The sequence below is a fragment of the Psychrobacter sp. PAMC 21119 genome, assembly GCF_000247495.1.
Lineage (GTDB): Bacteria > Pseudomonadota > Gammaproteobacteria > Pseudomonadales > Moraxellaceae > Psychrobacter > Psychrobacter glaciei.
In genome coordinates this window covers 72,980-86,719 of the sequence record NZ_AHVZ01000009.1, presented here as the reverse complement: position 1 = coordinate 86,719, position 13,740 = coordinate 72,980, and the positions used below count along the sequence as shown (strand labels likewise).

The 13,740-nt window shown below is 40.7% G+C and carries 11 protein-coding genes and 1 tRNA gene; 6 read left to right on the top strand and 6 right to left on the bottom strand.

Features of this window, described 5'->3' with window-relative positions; genetic code table 11:
- Window positions 1-26: 26 nt before the first annotated feature.
- Together RH96_RS03325 and RH96_RS03320 are read left to right on the top strand one after the other, a co-directional pair.
- Window positions 27-3,761: a hypothetical protein gene (locus RH96_RS03325; protein ID WP_010197280.1), complete on the top strand. Its 3,735-nt coding sequence runs from the start codon at window positions 27-29 to the stop codon at window positions 3,759-3,761.
- A gap of 235 nt (window positions 3,762-3,996) precedes the next feature.
- Window positions 3,997-5,319 (top strand): valine--pyruvate transaminase, encoded by a 1,323-nt coding sequence (locus RH96_RS03320; RefSeq protein WP_010197278.1) that lies wholly within the window; start codon window positions 3,997-3,999, stop codon window positions 5,317-5,319.
- A gap of 94 nt (window positions 5,320-5,413) precedes the next feature.
- Here the strand turns inward: RH96_RS03320 and RH96_RS03315 are convergent, their stop codons facing one another.
- The 4 genes from RH96_RS03315 to hisB all read right to left on the bottom strand — a co-directional run bounded on the left by RH96_RS03315 (window position 5,414) and on the right by hisB (window position 8,973).
- Window positions 5,414-6,316: a DJ-1/PfpI family protein gene (locus tag RH96_RS03315; protein ID WP_010197275.1), complete on the bottom strand. Its 903-nt coding sequence runs from the start codon at window positions 6,314-6,316 to the stop codon at window positions 5,414-5,416.
- A gap of 605 nt (window positions 6,317-6,921) precedes the next feature.
- Complete coding sequence (locus RH96_RS03310; RefSeq protein ID WP_010197273.1) at window positions 6,922-7,311, bottom strand: hypothetical protein; 390 nt, start codon at window positions 7,309-7,311, stop codon at window positions 6,922-6,924.
- Between the two features lie 201 nt (window positions 7,312-7,512).
- Window positions 7,513-8,148 (bottom strand): imidazole glycerol phosphate synthase subunit HisH, encoded by a 636-nt coding sequence (gene hisH / locus RH96_RS03305; RefSeq protein WP_010197271.1) that lies wholly within the window; start codon window positions 8,146-8,148, stop codon window positions 7,513-7,515.
- A 159-nt stretch (window positions 8,149-8,307) separates the two neighbouring features.
- Window positions 8,308-8,973 (bottom strand): imidazoleglycerol-phosphate dehydratase HisB, encoded by a 666-nt coding sequence (gene hisB / locus RH96_RS03300; protein WP_010197269.1) that lies wholly within the window; start codon window positions 8,971-8,973, stop codon window positions 8,308-8,310.
- A gap of 387 nt (window positions 8,974-9,360) precedes the next feature.
- Here hisB and RH96_RS03295 point away from each other — a divergent pair, with 387 nt between their 5' ends.
- The gene (locus RH96_RS03295; protein WP_010197267.1) at window positions 9,361-9,783 is read left to right on the top strand and encodes a hypothetical protein; all 423 of its coding nucleotides are present in this window, start codon (window positions 9,361-9,363) and stop codon (window positions 9,781-9,783) included.
- A gap of 123 nt (window positions 9,784-9,906) precedes the next feature.
- Window positions 9,907-9,982 (top strand) — tRNA-Phe (locus RH96_RS03290).
- Between the two features lie 106 nt (window positions 9,983-10,088).
- Here RH96_RS03290 and RH96_RS03285 read toward each other — a convergent pair.
- Entirely contained in the window at window positions 10,089-10,460 is a 372-nt protein-coding gene (locus RH96_RS03285) for a hypothetical protein (RefSeq protein ID WP_010197263.1), read from the bottom strand.
- Between the two features lie 179 nt (window positions 10,461-10,639).
- Between RH96_RS03285 and RH96_RS03280 the strand changes: the two genes are divergently transcribed.
- Window positions 10,640-11,140: a DUF4385 domain-containing protein gene (locus RH96_RS03280; protein WP_010197261.1), complete on the top strand. Its 501-nt coding sequence runs from the start codon at window positions 10,640-10,642 to the stop codon at window positions 11,138-11,140.
- Between the two features lie 127 nt (window positions 11,141-11,267).
- Window positions 11,268-11,939, top strand: a complete 672-nt coding sequence (locus RH96_RS03275; protein WP_010197259.1) for a phosphoglycolate phosphatase — start codon at window positions 11,268-11,270, stop codon at window positions 11,937-11,939.
- Between the two features lie 33 nt (window positions 11,940-11,972).
- Here RH96_RS03275 and RH96_RS03270 read toward each other — a convergent pair whose 3' ends face one another.
- Entirely contained in the window at window positions 11,973-13,550 is a 1,578-nt protein-coding gene (locus RH96_RS03270; protein ID WP_010197256.1) for a YifB family Mg chelatase-like AAA ATPase, read from the bottom strand.
- Between the last annotated feature and the right edge of the window lie 190 nt (window positions 13,551-13,740).

The window sequence follows — 13,740 nt, the reverse complement described above, 5'->3', positions numbered from 1 at the left end:
ATCACTCAATCTCTTAAAGGTACAAAATGATAATCCAACCAGATTGGAATGTATTTAAAGCAAAATTCAGTGCTAACCCTCAAGATACTTTTGAATGGTTTACTTACCTATTATTTTGTCGAGAGTATAATTTGAATAAGGGCTGGTTTGGATACAAGAATCAATCAGGTATTGAAAAACAACCACTTGAATTAGAAGACAGAGTAATAGGATTTCAATCTAAATTCTATGATATATCCCTATCATCAAAGAAAAATGAGTTAATTAAAACCTTAGATACAATTAAGGAAAATTACCCTGAGCTAACCCACCTAGTGATTTATACAAATAAGTTATGGGGACAAGGTAATGGTGAAGATAGTAAATCTATAGCTCTTATAGCTATTGAAGATCGCTCCTCTGAATTAGGTATTGAAGTTATTTGGAACGAGCATTCCTTTTTTGAATCTGAATTTGTCTGTGTAGAAAATAATGACTTAGCCAGACACTTTTTTACGAATGATGATTATCAAGGTTGGGATAGATTTAAGGATTGGTCTAGCACCCAAGCCAATGTAGACTCTCTATATTTTACTGATAACAATATTAAGGTAGTACTACCTAATCAGAAAAGAGAAGATGCAAGTCACGTAATCAACGGCATAAACGCTATACGCAACGATTTAAAACAGCCTAAAAACTCTGTTCGGCTTGTAGGCTTATCTGGTGTCGGTAAAACTAGATTAGCTCAAGCACTATTTGACGACCGTATAGGTAAGAATCCACTAGACGTTAGAGAGGTTTGGTATTGTGATTATGGTGAATCACCATCCCCTCTTCCACTACACTTTATAGAAGGTCTTAAACAGAAAAATAAGAAATTTATCGTTATCGTTGATAACTGTGGGCGTGACCAACATGAAATATTAACTAAATCTATCACTAATGACGATAGTCAGATTTCTCTACTGACTATCGAATATGATATTTCTGATGACTTACCCGAAAAAACGTCAGTTTTTAAACTTGAGCCAAATAGTCCTACTCTTGTTCAAAAGGTAATAGAACGCCATTACCCTGAAATCAACAGTCCTATCCCACATGATATTGCGCAGTTAACAGGGGGTAATTATCGACTAGCTCTTGCTATCGCGTCGACTGTGAATAATGTAGATAATATTGCTATATTAAATGATCAGCAATTATTTGAGCGTTTGTTTTATCAAAATGGCCAGATCAATGAAGAGAACTACAAGATTGCTCAAGTTTTCTCACTGGTTTTTTCATTTAATATTAAGGATTTATCAGAGCCAGACTCAGAACTGCAAATATTGTCTGATATCACTGAAATATCACCTAGAACCGCAAAACAAGTCATTGAGCAATTAAAGGCTAAAGATGTTGTTCAACAACGTGGTGATTTCAGAGCCATATTACCTCATGTCTTAGCAAACCATCTTTCTAAACAAGCACTACAATGGATTGATGAGGACGATTTATATGACATATTTACTAAAATGCCAGCACGATTACAGCGGTCACTCATCAAACGTTTGAGTTACCTACATGACAATGAAGTAGTACACAATTTTGTTCAAAAAATACTAGATAAAGATGGAGTTATAGGTGAAAGTCTTCTCGACGGGTCTATCTCTGAAGAAGAAATTAATTACTTGCGACTACTCTCCCATATTGAACCTAGAACTATCTTAGACTTAATAGAAGAACGTCATACTCGAGATAATCTCTTTTTAACTGCTACAAACCCTCACATCTCTAAAATTGAATACCTTCTTAAACTCCTATCTTATAGGCATGAAAATCTTAGCCAGTCTTTTAATTTACTATTGGCTATAGCAAAAAATAAACCAAAAAACTCATCTATTCAAAGCACTTTAGACTCAATTTTTAGTCTTTATATGTCTGAAAGCTTAGCTACATTAGATTTGAAAAAACCACTACTACAACAGCTATTCGATAATGAAGATTATGAGATACTATTAAACATATTAAAATCAGCATTAGATTTTAATTCGGGTGGCATTTTATACTCCAATTCGGATAATGGTTTAAAAAAATATAGTTACGGTTATCAACCCAAGACCAATGGTGAAATTTGGGATTGGACTGAATTTTTGTTAAACCTTTTGAACCAACTTGATATTTTGGGGTATGAAGAAGCTAAAGAGATTTTTACCAGTCAGCTAAAACCACTCATTCGAAGTTGTTATCAAGGTGGGTTTATGGATAGATATATACTAGATTTCCATAGTAGGAAACCGTTTATTAAAGCCTCAATTGCCTTGAATGAGCTTATTGCATATGATTATGAAGAGTTACAAAAGAAACACCCTCAAACTCTTCAAAACTTGCAAAGTTTAATTATTACGCTTCAACCTAAGTTAAGTGAATTAAAACAGTTAATTCAGCATTATATACTGATAGGTGGTTTTGATTTAGCAAGATATCAAAGACAAGCTGATAAACGCTTGAGGCTTAAAGTTCTCAACTTTTATAATTATAATAATTTTATTCAATATGTTTCTAACGAATTAGTGAACAACAATGACTTGCACTCTTATCTTGCACTATTACTGAGTAGCGACAACCCAAGTCTTGAATACACCGGTACAGTAATCTATCCAAAATTGATAGAACATAGCAATTTAAATGACGTCTTACAGGGACTGACAGACTTATCAATAAGTAGGCGTCCTTACTTATTACTAGGCTTGTTAAAGGAGTTGAAAAACAACTCCTTTAGTGACTATAAATCAACTATCTTAGAGCTAGTGAAATCAGATGAATTTAAGCAAGTCGTACCTTGGTTAACTTTTGAGTTAAGTCAAACATATGACGACTTTGACTTTCTGTGTAAATTGTTAGACTTAAAACTAGATATTGATTTTTACGACTATGCTTGGATTTCTGTGAAAAAAGAACGTGGAGAAATATCATCAGAGCAATTCGAAAAAGTTTTTGATTCTTTGATTCAGAATGGTTATGAAAATGCCATTGAACAAACCTTTCAGTTTGAATCAACCTACATGGTTAATCTATCTGATAAATACATTTCACCCTTTTTAGAACGTCTACCTTCAATCTACAATAGTAATAAAACTTTTGAATTAAAGAGTATGCTTAAGCTTTTACTCTCTAATAGTAAGAGTATAGAAAAATCTTTTGAGGTATTTATTGAACTATTTGACTCAAAAAAATATTTATCATTATCTCAAGAAAATTACACCTTTGTAGCCTTAAAATCTTTATTGGAAACTGATACTAAGCTGTTTATCAAAAAATTTGTAGAGAATGGATATCTAATATTTAATGTTATATCGTGGGGTCGCTCAGATTTGCTATTTCATGCTGAAGAAAGTGCAGTAACTGAATGGATAAGTGAAGATGATCAAGTAAGGATAGATTTTTGGATTAAATACGCGAATTTATTAAGGATTGAAGACTCAATAGGAATTAGAAAATTCCATTGGAGTAACTTAATGGTTTATCTAATTGATAAGAGCAATAACCCTGAGTCTGTTATAGATGCAGTGTTAGCCCATAATGTCTATGAAATACACAGTTATACAGGTAGTTACTCCAATGGCATGCGAGAGCAACTTGATATCTTCGACTCACTCAAAGAGCACTTGATTAAGAATAGCTTAGAAAAGTATATTCCGTATTTAGAAATTAAACGCACTGAATGGTTAGAAGCTATCAAAATTCAAGAGTTAGAAGAAGCTAAAAAGGGAAAAGAAAACGAAGGTTTTGATTATTAGATAATTGCAATACGTTGTACTTCTTCTACTCACCTAAAGCCTCACTAAGCTCCTCAAATCAAAACGCTCTCTATTCATGTAGAGGACGTTTTTTTTGCTTCATAAGCTGTATAGACATATAAGTCAATATCAGCTCCGCACTTTGCTTATTTTATACTTTTCATTTGCTATACTAGCCCAACTTTATCGGTTAAATACCAACTTATAACACCCTCCCAAACAGCATGGTAGCCTTATGAAATTCTCAAAGTTCGGTCAGAAATTTACCCAGCCCACTGGCATCTCACAATTGATGGATGATCTAGGCGATGCGCTAAAAAGCGATCAGCCAGTCAACATGCTGGGCGGTGGTAACCCTGCCAAAATTGATGCCGTCAATGAGCTGTTTTTGGAGACGTATAAGGCGCTAGGCACGGATAACGACGCAGGCGTACCCAATAGTAGCGCTATTATCAGCATGGCGAATTACTCTAATCCGCAAGGTGATTCGGCCTTTATTGATGCCTTGGTTGGCTTCTTTAACCGCCATTATGATTGGAACCTTACCTCAGAAAATATTGCTTTGACCAATGGCTCACAGAATGCTTTTTTCTATCTGTTTAATCTGTTTGGCGGCGCTTTCGCTGATGAGAATAGCGAGTCTATCGACAAATCCATTCTACTGCCATTGACCCCTGAGTATATCGGCTATAGCGATGTGCATGTCGAAGGTCAGCATTTCGCAGCAGTATTGCCGCATATCGATGAAGTGACTCATGATGGTGAGGAAGGCTTCTTTAAATATCGTGTCGATTTTGAAGCATTAGAGAACTTGCCAGCACTAAAAGAAGGTCGTATCGGCGCGATTTGCTGCTCACGCCCGACCAACCCGACTGGCAACGTGCTGACCGATGAAGAAATGGCGCATCTAGCCGAGATTGCCAAACGTTATGACATCCCTCTCATCATTGATAATGCCTACGGTATGCCCTTCCCGAATATCATCTATTCAGACGCGCATTTGACGTGGGATAACAATACGATTCTTTGCTTTAGCCTGTCTAAAATTGGCCTGCCCGGTATGCGTACTGGTATTATCGTTGCCGATGCGAAGGTAATTGAAGCGGTCAGCGCGATGAATGCGGTGGTGAATCTAGCACCGACACGCTTTGGTGCAGCGATTGCTACACCACTGGTAGAAAACGATCGTATCAAACAGTTATCTGATAACGCGATTAAGCCGTTTTATCAAAAGCAAGCCACCCTCGCTGTGAAGCTATTAAAAGAAGCATTGGGCGATTACCCGCTAATGATTCATAAGCCTGAAGGCGCGATATTCTTGTGGTTGTGGTTTAAAGACTTACCGATTAGCACCCTTGAGCTATACGAGCGTCTCAAAGAAAAAGGTACGCTTATTGTGCCAAGCGAATACTTCTTCCCCGGTGTCGATGTCAGCGATTATCAGCATGCACACGAGTGTATTCGTATGAGTATCGCCGCTGATGAACAGACACTAACCGATGGTATTGCAGCGATTGGTGAAGTGGTGCGTGAGTTGTATGATGAGGCCAAAAAATAAGATGAGCTGCTAGAATCAAATTTCAAATAGTAAAACGAAAAAAACGGACTTATTAATAGTCCGTTTTTTTATGCTATGACCGTATGAGAACAGTTTAGCTAAGCTCTTTTAACAAAGCCTTAGCACTGATCTTACCAAATTCATTAGCGGCTAATGGCCCATCACCTGAAATCAGCTTTCTATCTTGATGCGTCTGTCCTGAGGCGAGCTTATTGCTAATCGTGACACCTAAATCTTCTAACTTTTCACCGAAGTACCAAGGCATCGTACCGGGCAGATAGCCAATTTTTGGCATTTGCTTATCCATATCAGTGGGGAACGCCACCATCTTATAGCCTTTAAAGATAAAGTCGCTTTCAGACTTATCCGACCCATTAGGACTGTCGAGATTAGCGGCTAATAAAGCCGCAGGGCCATGGCAAATAGCTAAAGTAAATAAATCTCTATTATGACCCCAACGTAGCAATTCACCGAGGTTTTGGTCTTCGGGCAGACCTAACATCGCGCCATGACCACCCGGAATAAAGATTGCTGCATAATCTTCACTATCAGCCATATCGTTTTTGACAAAGTTAGCAATACTTTTTGGGTTATTCAGCGTTGATTCATATTCAGCATAGATTTTTTTGACGTCGTCATCTTTGTCTGGCATTGCCCACTGTTCAACTTTCACAGACTCGCCTGTAGGGGTGAAAACGTCTACCTTAAAACCTGCTTGCTTAAAATGCAGTAAAGGTACCATCATTTCAACGGGATGATTGCCAGTATCGAATTTTTTACCATTTTCCATGGTCATGTACTGCTCTTCGGTGCAGACCATTAGAATTTTTTTATCACCAGTGTACGGCGCGTTGTATTCCGTATGGTCATAGTTAGTTTTACTTGGTGCGGCCAATTTGAGTGAGGATACGGAGGGAATATAAATCCCTTCCTCAATTTGAATTGATTCTAAACCTAAGGTATCTTTCGCCTTGTCTAATAAATCTTGGATATTCATAGTTTTTCCTTTTTATTATTAATTATGGAGGATGGATGTAGTCGATTCAATTTAAAAGTAGTACAAGGCAACCAAGTGTAGATGTATATGTGATACTTCAAGCGAGGTTAACGCTGTAATACTTTTATAGTGGAATGACTATACCTAATCAGGCGATATTTAAAGACAATATGCTTAGGATATACGCCGATACCGCTCCTCTTTGATCTTAAGATAACAAACTGAGAAAGGGTTAAATAGATAAGACTTTTTATATTTCGTAAGCTTTGTAAAGAGAGCGTGTTTAATCTGTCAAATTACAACCGCTGCAATAGCTATAGTCAATCCTCTATAAATTGGATACGGTGTCAAGCTTGCTTAGTCTACTACTTGTAGTACTTTCACTCGCCTTCCTTGTATCCAAATTATACTGAACCGACTATACCTACTTGGGCAGAAGCTATTTTAGAAGTCACTTATGTGGATGTTCTTATAGGAGTATTGTTATTGACGAACAAACGCAAAAGCATGGTATCAAAGTGATTTGGTGAAGTGGTACGCGAGTTGTATGATGAAGCCAGAAAATGAGCAATCATAAACTCAAAGAGCAAAATAAAAAACGGACTCTAATAGTCCGTTTTTTGATGTCGTTTAATCATAGGTTTAACTTTACTGACTGACTGAAAACTCTTTGTCCATACGGTAAAACCATATAGTACGTAAGAGAGCAGACACGTATTGATCAAATCATGAATGCTGGCTTTAAGCTCTACGCTGCCTATCGCTGAGAGGCCAAGCTCGGTAATCGTCTGGCGATTATCCAAATACTCGCCCAATAAGGCGATAGCTGTCACCATAATTAAAGCAATAAATGCCCTAACGCTGTACTTCTTAAAAATTGGACGCATCAGGATTAAACTTAATAGATAAACGCTGATACCTACATAAATATGTAAAGCATCTTTTTCCAATCCTGTGGCATTCACGACACTATTTTTGAAGATATAAAAATCCACGATTTTATTCCGTGTATAAGAGATAGAGAATAGCTGAGTATAAATAAAAACCGATTAAGTATAAATTTAAAATAAAAAAGAGTTTGCGACAATGCAAACTCTCTTGCGTGAGGGAAAAGCAATGCTTTACTCCTTCCTCGCTCAGGTTACGCCATTGCGAACCTACCTGATTGCTAAATCAAATATTTGACGCATATTTTGCTAAATATCCCACTCTACAAAATTCTTGAGCAGTTGCAAGCCAGCGGTATGGCTCTTTTCTGGGTGGAATTGGGTGGCAAATAGATTGTCTTGGATGACACTGGCACAAAACGGCTGACCATAGTCACAGACAGCAGCAACTTGTGAGCTATCGGCAGGCTCACAGTAGTAGCTATGCACAAAGTAAAAGTGCGCATTGTCCTCGATACCCGTCCACAATGGATGCTCAAAGTCCATACCACTGATCGTATTCCAGCCCATGTGTGGTACTTTAATCGTAGCACCTTGTTTGTCTTTCCACGTAGGGTTAAAGGCTTCTACCGAGCCGTTCAAGATACTAAGACAGTCTGTACCGCCATTTTCAGATGACTGCTCAAACAATGCCTGCATGCCCACACAGATGGCCATAACGGGCTTATTAAACACTGCATGGCGTATGACGTCATCAATCCCTGCCTCGTGCATACCAGCGATACAGTCGCGCATGGCACCGACACCGGGGAAGACGATCTTGTCTGCCGCAGCGACAACTTTGGGGTCATTGGTGATAGAGACTTCTGCCCCGACCGCCGACAATGCTTTACTGGCGGAATGCAAATTACCCATACCATAATCTAGTAGTGCTACTTTAGTCATCGATTGGTTCTCATTTTTAAATATTTTGACTACTGTACTATCTATATTGTTGGCTATTACCAAGGTGTAGATAAGGTTTTGCTACAAGGAAGTCAAGCGCAGGCTGTACAGCTAGTACGCCAAGCTTGACTGACACCGTAGAAGAACCTTAAATGCGCCTTAGAAAGCCTCTTTGGTCGATGGTAGCGTATTTAACGCACGCTCATCATATTCACAAGCCATACGTAGCGCACGAGCAAAGGCTTTGAAGGTTGATTCGATTTGGTGATGGCTGTTTTTGCCTTTTAGATTGTCTAAATGCACCGTCATCCATGAGTGATTGACGAAACCGTAAAAGAACTCACTGAACAAATCAACATCGAAACGACCCACGTGCGAGCGGGTAAATGGAATGTCCATATGCAAACCCGGACGACCTGATAGATCGACAACCGCACGCGTCAACGCTTCGTCTAGCGGCGCATAAAAGTGCCCATAACGACGGATGCCTTTTTTGTCGCCCAATGCTTTATTAAAAGCTTGCCCAAGCGTAATACCCGTGTCTTCCACGCTATGGTGATCATCAATAAACGTATCACCGTTGCATTTGATATCTAAGTCAAACAAACCGTGACGCTTGATTTGATCGATCATATGATCCAAAAACGGCACACCAGTGTCTACAGTACCTTGACCCGTACCATCAAGATTCACGGTACAAGTGATTTGCGTTTCGGCAGTGATGCGTTCAACGGTCGCGATACGTTCAGGGCGACCATGTAGATTTAGGTTTTTTGGTGCAGTTTGCTCAGGTGTATCAGCGGTCGTCGTTGTATTGGCTGTCATGGCTACTCTCTATCAGTTTTTTATCAGTGAAAAGCGGTCAATAAATAGGGCAAAAAAGCGCCTATTACATTGTTGCTAGTACCTGAATCAGCACTAGCAAAAAATGTATTAGAAAATGATATATACAAAAGATATCAAGGCATTAGGGTTTATACGTACTAAATATTATATAGCCTCATCATAGCAAACCCTAACATTTACCGCCACGGTCAAGCGGTAAACCACGCACAAAATTACCGCATTCTGCTAAAATAGTGTGTTCAGTATTATCAATCATGACTCGCACTGACTGTGAGACATCATATTCTATAGCCTACTCTCTATGGCATAGTGCTGTGTCATACTGCTACTTTATACTATAAAAACCCTTTGTTTATAGGAACTGCCATGCCTTTAGAAGCGATCGCCATTAATAGCTTGGATGCCCCACTTATTAAAAAACCTGCTCGCGACAATGAGCTAGCAGAGCGCTTGCAGGCATTGTACGATAGCGATGACGCGCAGCCTGATGGTCTCGAGGTATTAAATATCGTTGAGCAAGGCTTTAAGCGTGGGCAATACCTATATGTCGGTATGTTCAATGACAAGCCTATCGCTGCCGTTGCTTGCTTCGATGACGGGCAAACTGATGCCAAGCGCTTACAGTATCTTACTGTTCATACCCAAAATCGTGGTCGTGCTATCGATGCCAAGTTTATTAAACTGGTTTATGATGCCGAAGTGAAAAAAGGCGTGCGTGAGTTTGTCCCTGCTGATGCGGATATTCACCGTATCATGAGCGAGTATGAGCTTCTGCGTGTCAAAGATTAGTTTTAGCGTTAAAAAGCGATATTTTGATAAATAAGTCATTTTTTTTAATCTTTTATCGCTTATGATGCAAAAACTACTTGACAGTAACGCCTATATTTAGTTTAATAGCGCCTCAACGAAGACGGCTCGATAGCTCAGTCGGTAGAGCAACGGATTGAAAATCCGTGTGTCGGCAGTTCGAACCTGCCTCGAGCCACCATTCGTTTAAAGTATTCTAAAAAGCCCCAGACATTTAATGTTTGGGGCTTTTTTTATGCTTAATTTTTATCGTATTCTTTAGTATTGATTTTATTCATGCGTTTCTCTTATTCGTATAGCCGACCACGTAATAATAAATTACAACGCTCGCGTGAATCCAAGTCATAAATGGTCGCACGGTAATCAATACCGTGACGGCCTTCAAAAAACACCACCCGATCGCCTACTGCCAAAAAGCAAGACGTACGCGCATCATAGATAAAACCATCAATGACGAATGCCAAATCACGATCTATCTCGCGTACCGTATAGGTCTCACCTTGCGGAATCAAACGCTCAAACCATGCGCTATGGGCGGCATTGGTGCTTAGCACACTTATCAGCAGCAGCGCTGATATCATAAAGGTACTTTTTAACAGCATCGCAAAAGTCGCGCCGGCTACGCTGATTTTATTTAGGATATTTCTATTAACTGTCATGACCTTAACCTACTCAGACCTGCTCAACAATTGATTCTATTCGCTACACTTCTTATGCTAAACGCTTACTGTCACGGTTGCATAACATTTCTGTGCTGTTTTTTAAACGGCAGTGCTCAGTATACTCGATAGCAATGTTAATGATAAATAAGACAGATAAATGCTAATAGGGATAAGTGATGAGAGAGTTTGATTATGATTTGGATTATAAAAACTTAGACTTGCGCGCGCAGCCTGAGCTGTATCGCGTCGGTCGCGGTGAGCAAGGCGTATTATTGGTAGAGCCTTATAAGTCTGAGATACTGCCGCACTGGCGCTTTGCCACGCCTGATATTGCGACTGAAAGTAGCGAGGCTATTTATCAGATGTTTTTAGATTATCTGGCAGCTGATGACTTTGTCGGTGCGGATATGGCGCGCAAATTTATTCAAATGGGTTATACCCGCGCCCGTCGCTATGCCAATCACAAAGGCGGCAAGAAGTATAAAGGGCCAGTGCCCGATGATAAAAAAGGCCAAAGCGGTGCACATGGTCGCGCAGAGTTACCACGACAAGAGGAAGACCCAATCAAAGCAGAGTCAGCCCGTATTTTTAAACAAAAATGGGATGAGTGCCGCGAGAACAAAGATTATCTAAAAATGAAAAAAGAGCATCGTGAACGTTACAAAGATATCGAGTGACTGCTGATGTTTATGATATTAAGAACAGTAGAACACTAAATTGACTGGTCTCAAAACACTACTGTGCTAAGGTATGGCACGATATACCAAACATAATAAATATAACGACTTCCAATAGTGAGGAACAATGGATAAGCAACTTTTAATTTTTGATTTTGATGGCACACTGATCGATAGCGTGCCAGATTTGGCTGATGCGACCAATGCGATGCTGACCACGCTTGGCAAAGAGACCTATCCTATTGACAGCATACGTAATTGGGTCGGCAACGGCTCCAGAATGCTGGTCGAGCGCGCGTTGGTGGGTAAGGTAGAGGTATTAGAAGGCGAGCTGACGATCGAAGAAGCTGATCATGCCGAGCAGGTGTTTTTTGAGGCTTACAACAATATTAGCGGTAGCAAAACCGTCGCCTACCCAGATGTCGATAGCGGACTAAAAAAGCTACAAGCAGCAGGCTATATATTAGCGTTAGTGACCAATAAACCCATTCGTTTTGTACCGAAGATATTACAATCCTTTGGCTGGCAGGACTTGTTTGCCGAAGTGCTGGGCGGTGATAGTCTAGCTGTTAAGAAACCAGACCCCGCGCCGCTACTGCATGTCTGCAATGCTTTGAGCATTAACCCAACGCAAGCAATCATGATTGGTGATTCTAGAAACGATATCTTAGCCGGACAAAACGCCAATATGGACACCCTTGGTCTGTCCTATGGTTATAACTACGGGCAAGACATTCGTGAACTGAATCCTACCGAAGCATTTGATGACTTTGCCGCCTTGGTTGATTATCTTTTATAAGGATAAATGACAAATAACTGAACATCACGCCAGCTACTTACTTCGATAGCTCAATGCCTCTGACACATGGGCACTCGTGATATCGACACTGTCGGCAAGGTCTGCGATGGTACGAGCAACGCGCAAGACTCGATGATAACCGCGTGCCGATAGATTCAGACGTTGCTGAGCAAGTTGTAATAGTTGTTGTTCGCCCTCTCCTAGCTGAATATACTTATCAATCTCGCTAGGGCTAAGCTCGTTATTGACCTTTTTTTGCCGTTTTAATTGATGCTTGTGCGCGGCAGCGACCCGAATCCGCACTTGCTCGGAGGTTTCACCAGCTTGAGCATTTTGCAAGTCGGCAATCGGTAACGCGGGCACGGTAATATGCAAATCAATGCGATCAAGCAGTGGGCCCGACAGCTTATCTTGATAGCGCTTAATCTGCTCGGGACGACAACGACATCTTGCCGAGCCGTCACCATCATAGCCACACGGACACGGGTTCATGGCTGCCACCAGTTGAAAGTTGGCTGGGAAGGTCATCTGTGAATTGGCACGGCTAATGGTAATTTGCTTCGCCTCTAATGGTTGGCGCAGTACCTCTAACACCGTACGATCAAACTCCGGCAATTCATCAAGGAATAACACGCCTTTATTGGCAAGGGTAATCTCGCCCGGTTTGGGACGTGAGCCACCACCGACCAAAGCCACCGCTGATATGGTGTGATGAACTTGCCGAAATGGCCTTGTCCCATAATCATAATCACTGTCTGCCACTGAATAAGTACTGGCAACTTCTAACGCATCCTCAGCACTCAAATCTGGCAAGATAGTCGGTAGCCGCGAAGCTATCAGTGTCTTACCCGAGCCGGGAGGGCCTGTAAACAACAGCGAATGACCACCAGCGGCGGCAATCTCTAGCGCACGCCTAGCATGATGTTGGCCTTTGACATCAGCCAAGTCCACTTTATAACCGGTGTGTTTTTCTATCGCAGCGGGCGGTACAATCTCTAAGCGCTCGTAAGTGGCATTTGGATTGGTCAAAGATTGCAAATGATCGCAAACGGCTTTTAGACTATCCGCCGCCAATATCTCTACACCCTCGACACGGCTAGCCTCGGCACCATTATCGATCGGGACGATTAACTGCGGCGTTTGTGGCTCTTGACCCTGCTCCGTCAATTCCAGTTCATCATTATCTGCTGTCTGTAAGACTTTGGACGCCAACACTTCCGCCTTTATCGCTCGTGCTACTGCCAAGCTGCCAGTGACTTGCCGTAAATTCCCATTGAGCGCTAACTCACCGATAAATTCAAACCCTGATAGTACTTCTGGATCCAACTGATCGCTGGCTGCCAAGATGCCAATGGCAATAGGCAAATCCAGCCTCGCACCATCTTTTGGCAAATCTGCTGGCGCTAAATTAATCGTCAGGCGACGATTGGGAAACTGAAAGCCGGAATTTAGAATGGCTGAGCGCACTCTATCTTTACTCTCGCGCACAGCGGCTTCTGGTAGACCGACGATGGTCAATGCTGGCAAGCCTTGCGATAAATGCACCTCAATAATGACCTTGGGTGCATGCAAACCGACGACTGAACGGGTATAGACTTGAGCAAACGACATCAGCATTTCCTAATAAAGGGAGCTTTTGATCATAAAGTATTATGTATCAGTGCGCAAATGTCGTGTATTTTATAATAAAAATGGTTTGGCTACTGTTAAACCTTACTTTCTCGACATTTTAACGAACCATTATCTATGGGTTTTTTGAATGCCGAGCTATGATTTTAAAGAATAAAAAGCGCTTCTAACT